Source organism: Chryseobacterium endalhagicum (assembly GCF_016745235.1).
Lineage (GTDB): Bacteria > Bacteroidota > Bacteroidia > Flavobacteriales > Weeksellaceae > Chryseobacterium > Chryseobacterium endalhagicum.
On record NZ_JAELVM010000004.1, the window covers coordinates 135,749 to 155,726 of the forward strand.

13 protein-coding genes are annotated in these 19,978 nt (G+C 37.8%); 8 read left to right on the plus strand and 5 right to left on the minus strand.

All coding sequences use genetic code 11. The annotated features are described in order from the left end of the window. Positions 1-367: 367 nt before the first annotated feature. The 3 genes from JET18_RS21230 (at position 368) to uvrC (ending at position 3,925) form a co-directional block, all read left to right on the plus strand. Positions 368-1,129: a hypothetical protein gene (locus JET18_RS21230; RefSeq protein WP_202094570.1), complete on the plus strand. Its 762-nt coding sequence runs from the start codon at positions 368-370 to the stop codon at positions 1,127-1,129. A 79-nt stretch (positions 1,130-1,208) separates the two neighbouring features. Next, positions 1,209-2,072, plus strand: a complete 864-nt coding sequence (locus JET18_RS21235; RefSeq protein ID WP_202094571.1) for a hypothetical protein — start codon at positions 1,209-1,211, stop codon at positions 2,070-2,072. Positions 2,073-2,131: 59 nt separating this feature from the next. Next, on the plus strand, positions 2,132-3,925 hold the full coding sequence (gene uvrC / locus JET18_RS21240) for an excinuclease ABC subunit UvrC (protein WP_202094572.1): 1,794 nt from the start codon (positions 2,132-2,134) through the stop codon (positions 3,923-3,925). A 93-nt stretch (positions 3,926-4,018) separates the two neighbouring features. Here the strand turns inward: uvrC and JET18_RS21245 are convergent, their stop codons facing one another. From JET18_RS21245 to JET18_RS21260, 4 genes are read right to left on the minus strand one after another with little or no spacing between them, the layout of a single operon-like run. Further along, positions 4,019-4,774, minus strand: a complete 756-nt coding sequence (locus JET18_RS21245) for a hypothetical protein (protein ID WP_202094573.1) — start codon at positions 4,772-4,774, stop codon at positions 4,019-4,021. Positions 4,775-4,805: 31 nt separating this feature from the next. Then, positions 4,806-5,459, minus strand: coding sequence for a hypothetical protein (locus JET18_RS21250; RefSeq protein ID WP_202094575.1), 654 nt, complete (start codon positions 5,457-5,459; stop codon positions 4,806-4,808). A gap of 22 nt (positions 5,460-5,481) precedes the next feature. Then, positions 5,482-6,564 carry a putative type IX sorting system protein PorV2 gene (locus tag JET18_RS21255; protein WP_202094583.1) on the minus strand — a complete coding sequence of 361 codons (1,083 nt, stop codon included), beginning with the start codon at positions 6,562-6,564 and terminating at the stop codon, positions 5,482-5,484. A gap of 13 nt (positions 6,565-6,577) precedes the next feature. Further along, positions 6,578-7,465, minus strand: coding sequence for a DMT family transporter (locus JET18_RS21260; RefSeq protein WP_202094585.1), 888 nt, complete (start codon positions 7,463-7,465; stop codon positions 6,578-6,580). 393 nt (positions 7,466-7,858) lie between these two features. On the opposite strand from JET18_RS21260, the gene JET18_RS21265 reads away from it, so the two are divergent. The 5 genes from JET18_RS21265 to JET18_RS21285 all read left to right on the plus strand — a co-directional run bounded on the left by JET18_RS21265 (position 7,859) and on the right by JET18_RS21285 (position 18,286). Beyond that, the gene (locus tag JET18_RS21265; RefSeq protein ID WP_202094587.1) at positions 7,859-9,487 is read left to right on the plus strand and encodes an acyl-CoA carboxylase subunit beta; all 1,629 of its coding nucleotides are present in this window, start codon (positions 7,859-7,861) and stop codon (positions 9,485-9,487) included. A 122-nt stretch (positions 9,488-9,609) separates the two neighbouring features. After that, positions 9,610-12,606 (plus strand): zinc-dependent metalloprotease, encoded by a 2,997-nt coding sequence (locus JET18_RS21270; RefSeq protein WP_202094589.1) that lies wholly within the window; start codon positions 9,610-9,612, stop codon positions 12,604-12,606. 85 nt (positions 12,607-12,691) lie between these two features. Then, complete coding sequence (locus JET18_RS21275) at positions 12,692-13,105, plus strand: hypothetical protein (RefSeq protein ID WP_202094591.1); 414 nt, start codon at positions 12,692-12,694, stop codon at positions 13,103-13,105. 365 nt (positions 13,106-13,470) lie between these two features. Continuing rightward, positions 13,471-16,614 (plus strand): SusC/RagA family TonB-linked outer membrane protein, encoded by a 3,144-nt coding sequence (locus JET18_RS21280; protein WP_202094598.1) that lies wholly within the window; start codon positions 13,471-13,473, stop codon positions 16,612-16,614. A gap of 25 nt (positions 16,615-16,639) precedes the next feature. After that, entirely contained in the window at positions 16,640-18,286 is a 1,647-nt protein-coding gene (locus tag JET18_RS21285; RefSeq protein ID WP_202094602.1) for a SusD/RagB family nutrient-binding outer membrane lipoprotein, read from the plus strand. Positions 18,287-18,850: 564 nt separating this feature from the next. Here the strand turns inward: JET18_RS21285 and JET18_RS21290 are convergent. Next, positions 18,851-19,156 carry a hypothetical protein gene (locus JET18_RS21290; protein ID WP_202094603.1) on the minus strand — a complete coding sequence of 102 codons (306 nt, stop codon included), beginning with the start codon at positions 19,154-19,156 and terminating at the stop codon, positions 18,851-18,853. Positions 19,157-19,978 lie beyond the last annotated feature (822 nt).

A 19,978-nucleotide genomic window follows, 5' to 3' on the forward strand; every position in this document is an offset into this window, starting at 1 on the left:
CTTAAAAATACGCATTTAACAATAATTGGAAAAGGTAAATTTTATGGTACTATATTTTTCTGACGATACGTCAATTAATTTAACTTGAGTTCGGGATAAGAAGTTAAGATTAAAAGGCGGGAAGCGAGAAGCTAGAGGCTGGAAGTTATTATTGGACAATAATATTAAATAACTGCCTTTAAATTTGTTGAAGCGGATTCAAAAAATTAATAAAACCGCTGTACATTTCTACCTTTGGACTTCAATAACTTCCCTCTTCCGGCTTCAAACTTCCTTACCTCTTATAAAAACGAAAATGCCTTATCCCAAACTCAGGTTAATTTGCTATTTTTACCTCCGAAATTTAAAAAACAATTACCAATAACTTATGAAACTTAAAACTTTACTGCTTGCCTTTTGTGTGGCAGGTACCGCATCTTTCGCCCAGAAAGTAAAATATTCCAAAGAGGAGAAAAAGAAAATGGAAACCTATCTCTTTAATGAAGGCTTCAATGCCCCGTCTCCTAAAAAAACATCAACGGTTATTTTAAAGGATGGAACGGAGCACAAAGGGTTTTGCGGCAAAATTGAAACTAAAAAAGGACAGATCTATGAGGTTTCACTGAAAGACAGCATCTCGAAAAAAGGTGAAATCTTTACTGCCGATCAAATCAGTGAAATGTATGTGTATCCGAGTAATGCTGAAAAAATTGCAAAAGTTGCCAAATACATGGGAAATATCCGAAACTTCAGCACAAAAAAACTGACTAAAAATACAGACGGAGGAAGGATCCATTTCGTGAATCAGACTGTTTCCCTGAAAAATAAAAAAGATGACAAGGAGTTCCTGATGCAGCTGATCAATCCTGAATTCAGTGATATTATTTCTGTATACCATGATCCGAGAGCTAAAGAAACAGGCGGTTTTTCTATGATGGGTTCACCTCAGCTTGGTGGCGGCGTGATTAAATCTTATTATGTAAAGAAAGGTGATAAGGTGATGTGGCTGCACAAGGATGATTTTGAGGACAATTATGATTTTCTCTTTGGTGACAATGCAGAATTCATAAAAAAATACCCGAAAGATTCTGCGGAATGGGATTATCTGAGCTTCCTGATCAGTGAATATACTGCAATGAGCAACGGATAATCATTTGAAAATATTTATAAAGCTGCAGGATTTTCCGCAGCTTTTTTTTATCTTTTACCTCTTAATTTAAATAGTCCCCATGAAATTTTCTATCAATACCGTTCTGATGGTAAGCTTCCTGTTCTGGGGTGCTTTGGGAAGAGTATTTAAAGGCTGTTCAAAGGCTGATGATGCCGTACATGCCGGAACTTATGTGAAAAACCTTGATCATATTCCCTATCAGACCAATTATAAAACGATGGGGCGCTATCTCACTTCCGAGTCTGTGATCAAAGATCCACTTACGCTGCAGCGGCATATCGAAACGGCAGAGCTCGTTGATACAAAGATTATTAATGATCTGAAACTTAAAGATCCAAAGTTAAAAGAACAGGTTGATCAGATAGACCTCAAATATCTTCCTTCTGAAAGGGTGGCTGAGTATCAGAAAATTATTGAAAGCCGCCTCAGGGATATTGATTTTATGAGTTATAAGAAGTTATTCAAGGTTTTAAAAATCGCCTCCAAAATGAAGAAATTCTATCATCTTGACGGCAATATTAAAGATGATAATAAAAAGGTAGGTGACAATTATATCTATTCAAAAAACGGTTTTGATCTTCTCATACCGCCAGGTTTTCATGAAATAACTTCTCTGCAGCATCCGCTTATTGATAAAATCTGGATCAATGACAAATCTATGATTACCGTGTATACTTTTGAAAAAAATCAGGAAAAATCATTGGAGGAATGGAAAGTATTCAAAGGGCAAAACCGCAACCGGCTGCAGCTGTTTGAAAGTGAGAAAGACCTCATCAATCACTCCGTATTCTCTGAGGGTGAAAAAATTTACGGCTCTTTAAAAATCTTAAATAAAGGAAAGAAAATTCTGTTCGTGGAAATAAGCTTTGATGACCATTTATCTTATATTGAATACCGCAAGAAATTACTCTCTGAAATTTAAAAACAGATTTAAAATAATAAGTCATAATAGATCAAAGCAAAATTCCGTAATTTTGTTATATGAATCCTTCTTTAGAATTACAGCTCAAAACTTTACCATCAGAACCGGGCGTTTATCGTTACTATGATAAGAACGATCAGCTGCTGTACGTAGGAAAGGCCAAACATTTAAAGAAAAGGGTTCTCTCCTATTTCAACAAAAATCTTCCGGGCTACCGTATCAAAATAATGGTAGGAAAGATCGTCCGTCTGGAAACCACCATCGTGAACAGTGAGTATGATGCTCTTTTACTGGAAAACAACCTGATCAAGGAACACCGTCCTTTTTACAATGTATTGCTGAAGGATGATAAAACATATCCGTGGATCTGCATTAAAAACGAAAGCTTTCCCAGAATATTCCTGACCAGAAATGTCATCAAAGACGGCTCGGAATATTACGGACCTTACGCGAAAGTGCGTCCTGCCAAGATTTTGCTGGATACCATCAAACATATTTATAAGCTCAGAACCTGCAACCTTAATCTTTCACCTTCCAAAATAGCCGAAGGAAAATATAAAGTCTGTCTGGAATACCACATCAAAAACTGTGAAGGACCTTGTGAAGACCTGGAAAGTAAAGAGGATTATGATGAAAAGATTGATGCCATCCGGGGAATTATCAAAGGGGATTTCCGGAAAGCGAAGGAATATCTGGTCAGTCAGATGATGAAACTGGCGGAAAATCTGAAATTTGAGGAGGCACAGACGATTAAGGAAAGACTGGATATCCTTGAAGATTATCAGGCTAAAAATACAGTCGTGAACCCCAATATCGATGATGTGGATGTTTTTGGAATGACCAGTGATGAAGCTGCGGCTTATGTGAATTTCTTTAAGATCAGAAACGGAAATATTATCCAGAGTTTTACGACAGAAATTAAAAAGATCCTGGAGGAAACAGATGAAGATATTCTGGAAGAAGCACTGATCGAGATCCGGCAAAAGTTCAGCTCCGATTCTAAAGAAGTACTGCTTCCGTTCCATCTTTCGGTAGAAATCCCGAATGTAAAACTGATCGTTCCGAAAGTTGGAGACAAAAAAAGGATCGTGGAACTTTCGGAAAAGAATGCAAAAGAATACCGTCTGGAAAAATTAAAACAGGTACAGATCGTAGATCCGGAAAGGCATACGAACAGAATCATGGCCGAAATGCAGAAACTTCTTAGAATGCCTGTGGAACCGAGACATATTGAAGGTTTCGACAACTCAAACATTCAGGGAACCAATCCTGTTTCGGCATGTGTAGTTTTTAAAGATGGTAAGCCAAGTAAAGCAGATTACAGGATTTTTCACCCTAAAACTGTAGAAGGAGCCAATGACTTCGCCACAATGGAAGAAGTGATCTACCGCCGTTATAAAAGGATGCTGGACGAAGGGGAAAGCCTTCCGCAGCTGATCCTGATCGACGGAGGAAAGGGCCAGCTGTCCTCTGCTGTAAAAAGTTTGAGACTATTGGGACTTTACGGGAAGATAACGATTGTAGGAATCGCCAAAAGACTTGAGGAAATTTTCTTCCCCGAAGATTCCATTCCACTGTATCTGGACAAGAAATCAGAAACCTTAAAAATCCTTCAGAGAGTAAGGGATGAAGCGCACCGTTTCGGGGTAAAGCATCACAGAACGAGAAGGAAAAATTCCACCATAAAATCTGAGCTGGAAGAAATTCCGGGCGTTGGAGAAAAAACGATTGAGCTTCTGCTTTCTAAACTGAAATCGGTGAAAAGAATCAAAGAATCAAGTCTGGAAACTCTGGAAGAGATCCTTGGAAAAAGTAAGGCGAAGGTGATTTGGGAGTTTTTTAATGCTGAATAAACATCTGCCTGTTCTAAACTTATGGATGGAGGGCGTAAAAAATCCTTAACTCAGTTTGAATTAAGGATTATATATTGTTCATTTAACGAAATATTATTTTGATAAAAATACTTCTTTAGAATATTCACCGTTAGATTGCGGCATATCGATGATGATATTTCCATTTTCAAAATAACCGATCGTATAATTTCCGTCTGTAAGTTTTACTCTGAATACATCTTTCTTTGATGAAGCTTTAAATACAGCAAATGGTACAGAACTGCCATTTTCTGCCAGGATAAACTGATTGTTATCAACCTGTATTTTTTGAAGACTGAGCTTCCCATTGGTATACTTTTCAGATTTATTTTCCGAAGCAGGTGAAGAGGAAACTGCCTCATTTTTATTCTCAGATTGTGCAGGTACAGATTCTTCCGGTTTTACAGCTGGTGCAATTTCAGCAGGATATGAAACCGGAACGGCAATGATAGCTTGTTTCAATGCATCCTGAAATCCTTGTCTAAAATCTTTGATCGTGGAAAATCCTTTGGACGTAAAAACGACTTTGTCTTTACAATCCTTAATCTCAATAATTACCCTGTTCCTTAAAAAATTACTGTTATCCAAAACATTAGCATAGCCTACACTGCAAGGATTATCTTTAGCTTCAGCAGGCCAATCTTTTATGACCTGAACAACGGTATATTTTTTATCGGTCAGCCCCTTTACCAATGCAGTTTCAAGACCATATGAATCTTTATCAAAGGCTTTGAATTTTTCCGGAACGGAAATATATTTATAATCTGAAACTTTCTGCCCAAAAATAGCTGCTCCAGCAAGCATCAATGTAAATACCGATATTTTTTTCATTTTTATTAATGTCTATATTATTATGGAACCATTATTTTTTCATAGCATCATCAAAATTCTTTTTAAGCCTGCTTTCAAATTTTATTATAAAATCATTTTCAACATCATTACTATCTAGAAGTTTCTTTGATTCTCCATCTACAGCGTTTCTCTCTACATTTCTTTTGTAATATTCTTTATTTAATGAATCTTCTCCTGATAAGAAGACAGGTAGTAATTTATCTTCTTTAACAGTATAATAAGCTAAAGTCATTCTATTCGTATAATAAATAGTTTTCTTTTTTCTTTCTTGAGTAAGAATTCCAAAATCAAATTTTAATCTATAGAAATTTTTATATGGTGAGTATTGAGAAAAAAAGGGGTTTCTATAAAGGATAATTATCTTTTCAATGTTATTTTTTTCGCAAAAATTCTTTAAATATTCTTTTTGTTTCTTATCTGATGAAAAGCCATTATTTTCTAAAATCTTAAAATCAAAATCATTTAAAGTGATAGTTTGTGCAGTGAGCTTTTTTATAAAATCCGAAGCATCATATTTTAACACTTCCGTAAATTTTACTTCTACATTATCTCCAACTTCAGCATGAATACGCTTCAGTTTAGTATTAATATTACTTACAAAGCCTGTTTGGCAAAAAAAACTCGTTTTAAAAAAAATTAGAAAAAGTAATATGATCTTTTTCATTACATTTAATTATACTATAAAGTTAATCATTTCTGAATGCTCCCATATCCAGTTTAAGAGAAAAGAAATTGGAATAGAAATTAGAGCCTCCGATTCCGGAATTCGTAATCGCATAATCCAGTGTAAGGCCTCTGTATCTGATTCCGATACCAGCACTCGGCTGGAAAGAAACTTTTCTTTTTAGGTCTTCAATATCGGTGATCGATTGGAATCTGTTCACCCCAAGTCGCACAAAGATCATTTTCTGATACCCAAGCTCAGCTCCCGCATACGGCGTAAGACTGGCAAAATCTGTAGATACCAAAGCGGCTGTTTTTGCAAAATCTACATTGATTCCGGCTTCCGGCAAAACATACAGACTGCTGTTGATATTGAATATTTTACTGGCCCCAACATTCAGTTTAGGCATCGTAAGTTCCATTTTATCTTTAGGAGCAGGGTTAAATTCCTCTCCATTCACGACCGTTGAAAGTTCCTTTTGATTAATGCTCCAGAAATTCACCGTTGTGGTAGCATCACGAAGCATACCTCCGAATTTCCATCCGTTATCTGCTTTATAAATCGCTCCGATATCAAAACCGAAACCATATCCATTGGCAAATTTCCCTACATTTCTGTAAACAATTTTAGCATTCACCCCTACGTCCAGCTTAGGATTTCCTCCGGGATTAAAAGCATAGGAAAGAATGGCTGCATAATCGGACTGGGAAAATTTGGTGATTTTATCGTAATCGATATTCCCCTCTGCATCAATCATTTGGGTAGTATTCAGGATATTATCTACCCCCAATCTTACCACTGAAACTCCGAATACGCCTTCTTCAAGTACTTTAGCGTACGCCAGATAGTCGTATTTCGCAATAGATTCAAAATATTCTGCGTGCATTGCTGCGCCCTGCCAGTCTCTTTCAATGGCCATGAGCCCGGCCGGGTTCCACATAGGAGAATATACATCGTCCTGATTGGAAATTACAGCTCCTCCCATGGCAAGACCTCTTGCTCCGGCTCCAATATTCAAAAATTCATTGGAGTACTTTCTTATGATCTGAGATTGAGACAGCCCAAACAGCAGTGAAAATGCAAGTAAAAAATATTTCTTCATCATATAAATTTGATGCTTAGTTAAGGTTTATTTGTTTTTTAGTTTTCCGAGCCTTCATTAATCCATTTACTATGATAGCCAATATCATAACGCCTGAAGCTGCATAAAATACAGGACTCATTTCTTCAGATTCTCCAAAGATAAAAAAAGCTAGTATAATTCCGTAGACAGGTTCTAAATTAACTGTTAAAATTAGAGTAAAAGGCGAAATATATTTCATGAGCTTCACCGATTCCAGCATTGGGAAAGCTGTGAAAACACTTGCCAACAAGCATATTAACGCCAGATCTCTGTAGTTTATTTCATCCATCTGAAAAATCTGCCCTGTGAGTGTATAAAATACGGCCAGAACAAACCATCCGCAGAATATTTCATAGAATATAATGTTTCCGGAACTGGTTTTTCCGAACATTTTACCGTTAAAAACAGAGAAAATAGTCCCGAATATGGCGCAGAGAATCCCATAAATAATACCTTCCTTAAAATGAAACTCTGTTTTAAAGATCAGCAGTATACAGGCAACAATCACCACTCCCATTACCACTTCTGAAATATCAATCTTCCGTTTAAAGATAATGGGTTCCAATATGGAGGCAAATAAAGTGGAAAGCGAAAGGCAGCTTAACGCTATGGAAACATTGGATACTTTAATGGAATAGAAAAAGCAGTACCAGTGAAGGGCCATGGCACAGCCGATCCCGGCCAGCTGAAAAAATATCTTCTTCGATACTTTAATGCTTTCCTTCTTGTAAACTCTGATGAATAAAAACAGGAATACCGCCGCAAAAAGCATTCTGTAAAAAACAAGAATCTGCGCATTGGCATGAATCAGTTTTCCTAAAATTGCCGTAAAACCCCATAAAAAAACGATCAGATGCAGCCTGAAAAGCGCTAATTTTTGCATATCCTAACTTCTATAAATCTTTAACAGGCAAATTTACAAATAGCATTTAGAAATATTGATAAAAAGATAGATTTAGTCTGAGAAAAATCAGAAAATGTAAAATCCTGTTCATTTTGCGATCATAAGACACAAAAAACCCTGAAAATTTGTTCAACGTTCAGGGCCTTCAAATAATAAACTATTAAAAAAATAAACTAGGAACTTAGAGTATTTAGCAGGGAATATGATCCCTTTTACTCTGAAGTAAAGTTAGAAAAAATATCAGTAATTTAAAAATATTTTTTTGTTAAAAATTTCACAATTTTCTGAGAACCAATATATTAAACACGTGTTTTACTTCAGTTGCTATTCATTATAAAAATAGTATCTTTAGCCGGAAAAAATTGAAAATTTATGGACCTTGAATTCAACAAAAGGGAAGATCAAAACAGATTAAAATTATCTGATCTCAATCAATTGCTCGCTGAAATAAAAAAAGGTGGCGGAGAAAAAAGGCTTCAAAAGCTTCGTGATGAAGGAAAAATGACGGCAAGAGAAAGAATTGAATATCTTCTCGATAAAGGTTCAGATTCCATAGAGATCGGTGCATTTGCTGGCTATGAGATGTATGAAGAGCATGGCGGATGTCCCAGCGGAGGAGTTGTAGTCGTAATGGGCTATGTTTCCGGCAGACAATGTCTTGTGGTGGCCAATGATGCTTCTGTGAAGGCCGGTGCCTGGTTCCCGATTACCGGAAAAAAGAACCTGAGAGCACAGGAAATTGCCATGGAAAACAGGCTTCCGATCATCTATCTGGTAGATTCTGCGGGGGTTTATCTTCCGATGCAGGATGAGATTTTCCCTGATAAAGAGCATTTCGGAAGAATTTTCAGAAATAATGCTAAAATGAGCTCTATGGGAATTATCCAGATCTCGGCAGTTATGGGCAGCTGCGTTGCCGGAGGTGCTTATCTTCCTATTATGAGCGATGAAGCGATGATCGTTGACAAAACAGGCTCTATCTTCCTTGCCGGAAGTTACCTGGTAAAAGCTGCGATTGGAGAAACTATTGATAATGAAACTTTGGGAGGAGCTACTACACACTGCTCTATTTCAGGAGTTACAGATTATAAGGCTAAAGATGACAAAGATGCTTTGAACAGAATCAGAACCATCATGAAATCTATTGGCAGCACTGAAAAGGCAGGCTTTGACAGAATCGAAAGCTTTCCGCCAAAGGAAAACCCTGATAATATCTTCGGAATTGTTCCGGTTTCCAGAGCGGAACAGTATGATACTTATGACATCATTAAATGCCTGGTGGATCATTCAGAATTTGAAGAATATAAACCTGACTACGGAAAAAGCATCATCTGTGCAACGGCAAGAATTGACGGCTGGTCTGTAGGAATTGTCGCTAACCAAAGAAAACTGGTAAAAAGCGGGAAAGGAGAAATGCAGTTCGGCGGTGTAATTTATTCTGATTCTGCGGATAAATCGACAAGATTTATAGCTAACTGTAACCAGAGAAAGATTCCATTGGTTTTCCTTCAGGATGTTACAGGATTTATGGTGGGTTCAAAATCAGAGCACGGAGGTATCATTAAAGATGGTGCCAAAATGGTTAATGCCGTTTCCAATTCTGTAGTTCCGAAATTCACTATTATTACAGGAAATTCTTACGGAGCTGGAAACTATGCCATGTGTGGAAAAGCGTATGATCCGAGATTAATTGTGGCGTGGCCATGGGCAGATCTTGCGGTAATGGGCGGTGCACAGGCAGCAAAAGTATTGGTACAGATCCAGGAATCAACGCTGAAAAAGCAAGGGAAAGAAATCTCAGAAGAAGAGCACAACGAAATTTTGAATACCATCACCAAAAGATATCAAAAACAGACAGAGGCCACTTATGCCGCTGCAAGATTATGGACGGATGCTATTATTAATCCTACAGATACCAGAAAATGGATTTCTATGGGGATAGAAGCAGCTAACCACGCTCCTATTACGGAAAAATTCAACCTGGGAGTTATTCAGGTCTGAAAAACATTCTAGAATTATTAGTTTATTTTTTAAATAAAATATTAAAACAACGGCAATATGATAAATTATTCATATTGCCGTTGTTTATTTTTACTAAATTTATAAGACAAAATCACTTACATATGAATCACAAATTGACTTTAGTCCTATTAATGGTTTTTAACTGTTTCTGGGGGCAGAATCTTACAAAAGATGAATCACTGCCGGGCAGCGTTTTCCGCTTTGACTTTCAGAGATTTGAAAATCAATTCAAAGAAAATCGTTTAAAAAAAGAAAAAATTACAAAAATGTCTATTACGCTTCCTACGGAAAACGGAAGAAGTACAAGGTTTACTTTAAATGAAAACAGCCTTACAGACCAAAGACTTGGAAGCATCCTTACCTTTGACGGGGTGAGTGATGATAAAACATCTTCTTTAAAACTATCTGTTTTCAAAGATCACTTTAATGCTATTATTAAAAACAATACAGGGTACTTTTTTGTAGAACCTTACAAAACAGCTCCCGGGGAATACAGAATCTACAGCGCATTTTCAAACTTTGAGGAAAGGTTTGTCTGCGGTGTGGAAGAGAATGATGTCATTAAAGAACTGGCAGAGGTTAAACAGTCTTTAGCTTCTAAATCCGTAATTAATTTTCCTTTTGGAAACCAGATCCGGAAATTCAGGCTGGCAGTTGCTACGACGGGTGAATTTGCCCAGGCTTTTAGCGGAAATACAGATGATGCTCTGGCAGAACTTGTCAATATGGTGAATCTGATCAATAAAATTTATGAATCTGAGGTTTCCATAACATTCAGTCTTATTGCAGAAACTACTAACAAATCATTGATTTTCACAGATCCAGCTACAGATCCGTTCACAGTAAATCCTTCTTTTGCCAGTGCAGCGAATTCACAGACGGGTTTTAATACACTTAATACCAATGCCACCCTGATCTACAATAAATATGATATCGGGCATACTTTCAATATCATGAGCAGTGGCGGGGCACAGGGTCAGGCCGGGCCGCAGCCTTGTAACAATACTTCGAAAGCAAGAGCATGGAGCCAGTGGGCTTTAACTATGCCTAAGGGAACGGTTGCAGGCTTAATTGCCCACGAAATGGGTCATCAGTTTTCTGCCGGGCATACCTATAATGCTGTTGGAGGCAGTGCAAGCAGCCCTACCTTCTGTACAAGCGGGTGGAGTTCGGGAGCAGCTATTGAACCCGGAGCCGGATCGACAATTATGAGTTATACCAACAACTGTACAACACCAGATAATCAGACAAATTCCGGAAATAATAATCTGAATTACTTTAATGCAAGAAGTTTGGATCAAATCCTGAATTACCTGCAGTCCCCTGCTAACTGTTATACTTTGGTGGCCAGTACCAACCTTGCTCCTTCTGCCAATGCCGGAGTGGATGTTACCATTCCGAAAAACACACCGTTCAAGTTAAAAGGAATCGGCTCTGACCCTAATGATACCAATATTTCTTATACCTGGGAGCAGGCTGATATAGCAACGGCTAACGATAAAGGAGCCTTTGGTTCCACCATTAACGGAGCAGGCGGCTATACTGCGGTGAACAGTACCACGGCACCCTTATTCCGGTCTGAACAAAGTGCTTCGACTACGGAAAGGTATTTTCCAAAAATGCAGTTTGTCCTTAACAATCAAAACAACCCTCCTACCAATGATGCTGAAGCTCTTCCTTTAGTGGCAAGATCCATGAAATTCCGCTTTACGGTAAGAGATAATCATATTACCAACGGTGGTCTGGATTCAGATGAAATTATTGTAACGGTTAATAACACAGGACCACTGGCTGTGACTTATCCAAATGCAACCGGTGTTTCAGTGGCATCAAATGCCAATATTACCGTTACATGGGCTGTGAATAATACAAATACCGTTAAAAGCAATGTTGATATCCTATTATCTATTGATGGTGGTATAACATTCCCTTATACTTTAGCTTCCAATGTTTTAAATAACGGCAGCTCCAATATTACCGTCCCTTACATTCCTGCTACAGATAAGGCGAGAATTAAAGTAGTGGGAGTCATTAATCCATACGCAGAATTCTTTGATGTGTCTGACAATAATTTCACGATAACATCTGACTGTAATGCTTATACATCATACATTACACCAAAAACTGCTGTTACAGCGATTGCCGGAAGCCCGTCAAGCAATCTAAATATGACGGCTCCCGATGCCGCAGGTCCTTCATACACATCCAAAACGATCGTATATAATGTGGGAACCAGTAACAATGGCATTATTGTATATAGTAACTCTGCAATGACGGCTCCTTATTCTGTAAGCAGCAGCTCAGTGACCAATACATTCAAGTTCAGGGTGACGGAAAGCGGTTCATACGTTTTCTCCAAATCCTCCGGATTCCTGATTACTTCCATACATTCAGGAAGTCCTGCTTCAATGGCCAACTTTTTAACTTCAAATGCCTATTACAACGGCTCCAACTATACATCTACCGGATCCACAAAAGCAGTCGTATTAAACGAAGGCGTTGATTATTACTTTGTGCTTTCTAACTTTTCGAGTCCGGCCAATGCCAACAGCTATACGATAACAGCTGCCGGTCCTGGAAGCTTGTATGAAACGTCTGCGGCTCCGGCTGGCTACAGCTACACATTTGCAGCGATCAATACGGCGACGGGTAAAATTCAGGCTGTAAGTCCTACCGCCAACTTTACTTCTCTTCCGGCCGGTACTTATACTGTAGAAGGTATCTCTTATATCAGCACAGCGAATGTTTCAAACTTTGTGGGCAAAAGCATCAGTGAGCTTATAGCTTTGAATATCTGTTTAAGTGAAAGTAAGAACTCAAGAACTCTTACCTTAACCGCAAGTCTGAATGTAACAGATAATTCCCAGACCCGCACTGGTATAAAAATTGTTCCTAACCCTGTAAAAGATGTGCTTTCTGTAATGACTGATAAAGAAATCAGCCAATACGAAATCTATGACATGTCAGGAAGAAATCTTACCGGCAGACAGAAATATTCAGGAAGCATCAGTTTCCGTGAATATGCTACAGGTTCCTACCTGTTAAGGTTATTTGATAAACAAGGCCTGATCCATCAGGAAACCGTTATCAAAAAATAATATGAACTGAAAAATAGAATGGAGATGGTGTAACAGCCATCTCTTTTTATTTAGAAAATGTGTTTAATTTAAAAAGCCATCCGTCATGAAGAAAACAATACTCCTGATTCTCTTATTTATTTTTACTGGTTTATATTCTCAAAGCACAGAATACCAGTTTAAATTTGATGCTAAAAAGTTCAGAAAAGAATTTATCAAAAATAAGAAACAGCCTCTACAGCTAAAGATATTCGCCCCTAATGGAAAAGAACTGATTTTTAATGTGGCAGAAAGCAGCATTTCCGAACAGCCTGTTCAAAACATCAATACATTCAAAGGTGTAAGTGTGGACGGAAGCCAAAATGTATCCTTTACTTTAACTAAAACATCAATCTCAGGATCGTACTCTGATCACGGAACTGAAATATATTTCAGCCCCGTTATTAGCAAAAAGTGTACTTATAAAGTTTATATTCCGGCTAAAATCCAGACAGGACAGGAACAGGATTTTGTAAAATAAGCGCATCAGGATCATAAACACATGAAAAATCATCTTTACAGGATGATTTTTTAGTTTACAATATTCACAAAACTAATGATATTGATTTATTAATTTTTTTATTATTAAAAACCATCAATAGAAATGGAGCTCACCTTTTATTAAAAAAAATCAAAAAAAATTTATATTCTTAAAAAAAATATTAAAAAGAAAATATTTCGTTTGTTTTTAATATTTAACTTTTAATAGAACTAAAAATAATAAAATTGGTTTAAAATATTCATAAAGAAAAAATCCAGAATTTCACCGGGAAAACTTGAGTCATAAGATTCTGACCTATTTTTTTTTATTATTGCACAGTTAACCCAAATCATCAAAATATAATAATGAAACAATTAAGCACTGGCTATCCCTTTGCTGTAGGAGTTTTTTGCTTTTTATTAGGCACCGCCAATCAGGTCTATGCCCAAAAAGTAAAAAAGGACACGGCAAAAAGTAAGGAAATTCAGGAGGTCGTTGTCACCGCACTGGGAATCAAAAGAGATCAGAGAAAACTCGGTTATGCCATCACAAAGGTCGATAGTAAAGACATTACACAGGCGGGAGTTGTGAATCCAATGGAAGCACTTCAGGGAAAACTTCCCGGTGTGGAAATTATTGCCGGTTCAGGCGGTCCTCAGTCCAGCGCAAGAATTCAGATCCGTGGTAATACGTCATTAGGAAAAAATAACCAACCGCTTGTTGTTGTAGACGGCGTGATCATAGACAACAGCGTTACCGGCGCAGATCAGTGGGGATCAGGATATGATTTCGGTAATGAAATGAAAAATCTAAACTCTGATGTTTTTGAATCGGTATCTGTGCTCAGGGGTGCTGCAGCCTCTGCTCTTTATGGTTCCCGTGCTGCCAACGGAGTGATTGTGATTACCACCAAAAAAGGGAAAAGCAAAAACGGTGTAGGAGTCAAAATTAATTCCTCACTTACGACACAGCATGTTTATGCCGGACCAAAATTTCAAAACGAATTCGGAGCAGGGGTTGGTTCAGCTTTTCCAACGGACAGCAACGGACAGCGCTTCGTGGATCCTAACCTTTTTTACTTCAGTTTCGGGCCGAAGTTTGACGGGTTGCCTGTCCGGGATGCTGATGGCAGAACCGTGATGTGGAACCCGCAGCCAGATAATTACAAGGAGATTTATCAGGTGGGATTTGACCGGAAAAATTCAATTGAGCTATCCGGAGGTAGTGAAAAATCTACATTTTTACTAAGCTTTACCAATCAGGAAGCCGATGGAATTCTGCCCAGAAATAAATTTACCCGGAATGCTTATTATCTTCGTGCTACTCATGAATTCAATAAGTATCTGCAAATAGATGCCAGTTTCAACTACAACAGATCTTTCGGACAGAATCCTGTACCGCAAGGGGGGAATGAAAGTCCGCTATTCAGCTATATTTATGGAGTTCCCCGAAGTTTTGATGCGGCTTACTGGCGTAATAATTATCTGGATCCTGTAAACGGAGGAAGAAAAAGGGATGGCGCTGATCCTTATGATATGGCGTCCAAATATTTTAATCTGTTTCAGAATACAAGAACGCAGAAAGAGAATAATTATATCGGCCGTCTGGAACTGAAATCCCAGCTGGCTGATTGGCTAAATCTAACGGTTAGCGGTAATTTCAATAATTATAATTTCATCAATGAATCCAAAATACTGGGCGATAATCCTGGATTTACCGGTGGAAGCTACACCATTTTAGAAGGTACGAAAGAACAGTATAATGTTAAATTTCTATTGAATGCTAATTTTAAATTAATGGAAAATTTAACGTTAAATGCTTCTTTGGGGGGAGAAGATTTCCGCTCGAGATATAAATCTACCAAACAATGGACCAACGGAGGATTGAACACGCCGGGCTTGTTCCAAATCCAAAATTCTGTAGACCCTGCCGGAAATGAACTCTCCTACACAGATGCTGAACAGTCACCGAAAAGAATACAGTCGCTTTATGCATTTGCCAACTTCGCATGGAAGGATCAATTGTTTATAGATGTTACAGCCCGTAATGACTGGTCTTCGACTCTAATTTATCCTGATGGTCATGGAAATATAAGCTACTTTTATCCTTCATTCGTTGGAAACTGGACGTTCTCCAATTCATTTAAACTTCCGGAATGGATCAGTTTCGGAAGCTTAAGAGGAAGCCTAGCCTGGGTAGGACGGGATACTTTCCCATATAATACAAGCTCAGGATTCTATTACAGACCGGATCCGTCAGCCTATAATTCGCCCGGCGGAACACGTATTCCGTTAACCGGGTTCAACAGCAATGCGCTTTCCAATAATAACCTCAAGAATGAATTAAGCAAATCCATAGAATTTGGATTGAATATGGCTTTCTTTCATAACAGGTTGGATTTTGATGTGTCTGTTTATAAAACGAATACGACGAACCAATTATTAACGCTTTCCCTGCCTCAGGAATCCGGTGTCAGTTCGCAGCAGATTAATGCCGGAAATTTACAAAACAAAGGGATTGAAGTAATAGTCAATGCGGTTCCTGTTAAATCAAGTAATTTCAGATGGGATACTACCCTTACATTCGCTAAAAACCAGGATAAACTGATTGAGCTGGCTCCCGGTGTGAACGAATATGTTCTGGATTGGGCGATGGGAAGCGATGTGAAAAGTGTGGCCATACCGGGACAGCAGTACGGCCTGATTCAAACCAATTATGCTTACGCCAGATATCAGGCACTAGATGCGAACGGAAATAAGATTGATGATCCCAGAAACGGAATGAGAGTCTTAAAACCCAACGGCTTCTATATGCGCTCAGATTCTTATCAGAACCAGGGATACAGGACAGTCGGAAAGTTAACGCCTGATTTCCTGACCAGCTTCAGAAACAGTTTCAGATATAAAAATCTCTCTTTAAGCGTATTGATTGATGCCAGGGTTGGCGGGGATATTCTTTCCGCTACTTATAATTATGGTGTACAGTTTGGTAATCTTCCTTCCACTTTACAATACAGGGATGAAGCCAGAGGAGGAATTAAATATACGGATGCAAATGGTATGATTCAGTATGGAGTAATTCCGGAAGGGATATTTGCCCAAAACACAAAAATTAATGATAAGCAGGGAATGACAAGGGATGTAGGTGGAATGACTTATCAGGAAGTCTATGAAAAAGGCTGGATAGATCCTGTGAGAACAGATCTTTACTATAGAAATCTGGGATCATGGGGTACGGGTATCAGAGAGCATGCTATTTTTGAAAATACCTGGGTCGCTTTACGTGAACTGAGATTAACTTATGCTTTTAAGCCTGATATGATCAAGCCGCTCGGATTAAATTCTCTTAATATGTCTGTAATAGGGCGAAATTTATTCTATATCTACAATAAATTACCGGATGGTATTAATCCCGAAGGCAAGTATACAAACAGAGCGGGAAGCTTTGCAGAATATGGAGGTTCACCTATGTCGAGATATTTAGGATTCAATCTGGATTTTTCTTTTTAAGCTTATTAATTTAAAAATGATTACAATGAAAAAAAACATACTTACACTTATTATAGCACTTTCTGTCTTCAGTTCCTGTACTGATGATTTTGCTGAAATCAATACCAATCCGCTGGATAAAATAACGGCAACCCCTGAAGAACTTCTCCCACAGGCCATCAAAAAAGGTTATGATGCCAGCTACGAATATTATTATGATTTTTACCGAAGAATTATGCCCTGGACGCAGACTTTGGTTCCCAGTACCGGTAACACTTCGGATTTTATGGATAACGGTGTCAATATGAATCAAAGAAAAGAAGTGTTCTATGGGGATCATGGTTCTCTCTTGTCTGATATTATTTATAAGATCAATCAAATGCCCGCGGACCAGCAGGCAAAATATGTGAATATAAAATCTATTGCGACCATTCTCAAAGTGTATTATGCATGGTATGTAACGGATGTTAATGGAAGTATTGCCTATACAGAAGCGTTTCAGGCACGATATGGCGGTACACTGACTCCCAAGTACGAAACTCAGGAACAGCTTTATGATATTTTCGACCAGCAATTGGATCAGGTTTATACAGCTATTGAAGCTGCTGATCAGTCCATACAGGTAAAGCCGGGCAACAAAGATTTATTTTTTAACGGAGATATTGACAAATGGAAAAGGACAGCCAATTCATTAAGATTAAAAATGGCTTCAAGATTAATGAAGAGAAATCCGGCCAAGCTTACAGCGATTGCTACTGAGGTACTGTCAAGACAAGAGATCAGTAAAACAGCTGAGGATTTTTCTCTGCTCTCAAAAAGATTCACTGAACATGGGAACTTTAATCCGGAAGGGATGTCTGCCTCAAAGCCCATGATCGACTTTATGAATGCCAGCAATGATCCGAGACTACCGATTTTCTATCAAAAAAATGATTACTCACAGGATAATATTAATAAACTTGTTGCTGCAGGTATGATGAGTTCCGCATCTGAAAGTCAGCGGTATGTGGGAGGGCCGACAAGCCCGGATATGGTCAGTGTGAATAAAAGCCGTTATTATACATCAGCAAGAAGATTATTGAATGGTGTAAATTACGACACGATATCCAAAATCCAGTACAGGATATGGCAGCCTGAATACGGTACAGGAACAGGAAACGCTGTTTTCCCGATACTTACCTATGCCGATTATTCTCTCTTAAAAGCTGAGCTTGCAGCAAGAGGTATCATTTCAGGTAATGTTGAAACATTATATAAAGAAGGAGTAAGAGCTTCGATCGAAACTTATAATTATTTTGCCAAAGAAGCTATGGTGATTGGATATGTTCCTACACCAGCAACCCAGATTACAGATTATCTTAATTCCACACCGGTAAAGTTTGATGCTTCAAAAGCCCTTGAACAAATTATTATACAGGAATATCTGAATTATTTTAAACAGCCAAATGAAGTCTGGGCACTCATCAAAAGAACGGGTATGCCTAATACATCAACAGGTCTTAAACTGGAAGCACCTTCACGCGATGGAGGGATTCCATTGACAATGCCCAGAAGAATTGTTCTTCCTACTCCTTCAGCTGATAATCTGAACTATCAAAACCAAAAAGCAGCCCTCGATCAGATGAAACAGGATCCTGATTTCGGAACGAGTGAAAGTGATATCCTGGGACGTATTTGGTGGGATAAGAAATAGTTGGCGAATTATAATGTGCTATTATTTCTAGCAATAATAAATTAAACAGGATATAGACAACATTATTAAAGAGAAGAATGATTTTCCCACAGATCTCGTAGATAGCACCGAACTTTATGTCTTAATATCTCTCGCTGATCTGGCGGATTGAGCAAATTCTTTTTATGATACTTGAAAATGATATAGGAAAAATATTGCTAGGTTTCGGCTAAAGCCTTTTCTATTCTGATTCTGTTGTAAGCGGGCTAAAGCCCGATCCTGGTGAATAAGGAAAACAGGCAAAATCATCTTTAGGAATTGCCACTGGATATTTATTGATGGATAGTATAAACGCAAAGGCAGACAAAGAATATTTCCAGGATGGGAAGTTAAGGTAAACAAAGGTGTAAACTTTAGCAAGGAAATACGAGGTAGCAGTTGTGTCTTTCAGGATATTTGGAAGCTGATCAATTAATAGAATAAGTGAACTAATTTCTATTAATAATCAACTTATGATGAAGCAGCGTTACTAGGTGGAAGAATGATTTTCCCACAGATTCCTCGGATGACACCGAGCTTTATGTTTTAATACATCTCGCTGATCTGGCGGATTGAGCAAATTTTTTTTATGATGGCTTGAAAATGATATGGGAAAAATATGTAGTCTAGGTTTTTGGCTAAAGCCTCCTGTTCTGATTCTGTTCTAAGCGGGCTAAAGCCCGCTCCTGGTGAATAAGGAAAACAAGCAAAATCATCTTTAGGAATTGCCACTGGATATTTATTGACAGATAGTATAACCGCAAAGGCGGACAAAGAATATTTCCAGGATGGGAAGTTAAGATAAACAAAGGCGTAAACTTTAGCAAGGAAATACGAAGGTAGAAGTTCCATCTTTCTGAATATTTGGAAGCTGATCAATTAATAGAAATAAGTGAACTAATTTCTATTAATAATCAATTTATGGTAAGGCAGCGTTACTAGGTGGAAGAATGATTTTCCCACAGATTCCTCGGATGACACCGAGCTTTATGTTTTAATACCTCTCGCTGATCTGGCGGATTGAGCAAATTCTTTTTATGATGGCTTGAAAATGATATAGGAAAATATTGGAATCTAGGTTTTGGCTGAAGCCTTTCCTATTCTGATTCTTTTGTAAGCGGGCTAAAGCCCGCTCCTATTGAATATATTGGCTATCAATTAAATGTATCTAAAAGTTTAAAACAAAAAAAATCCTTTACGTATTGTACAGGATTTTTGTATTCTTATATTTTGATTAATTAGATATGAATAATGAATATTAAATATAGCTACAGGCCGCCCTTACAGGGCTGATAAATCTAAAAACATAATATCATAATTTTCATATCTATCCTATTAACAGGGCGCACCTACGGAGCTTATCAGCTTATGGCTTATGGCTTATGGCTTATGGCTTATGGCAAATTTAAAGATAAGTGATCAATGATGATTGATAAGTGATCTGTGATGCTGGGTAGTAGTAGTAGTAGTAGTAGTAGTAGTTACAAGGTTCTGCTCCCGCATTACTCATTATTCATTACTCATTACCAATTACTAATTACTGATCTATTATTCTTGATAATTGGTGATTCATAACTTATCATTGATCATTTATATTGGTATGGTTTGGATATCTGGTATAGGTATATAACAAAAAAGTCTCATACAAAACTGTATGAGACTTTTTAATAAAAA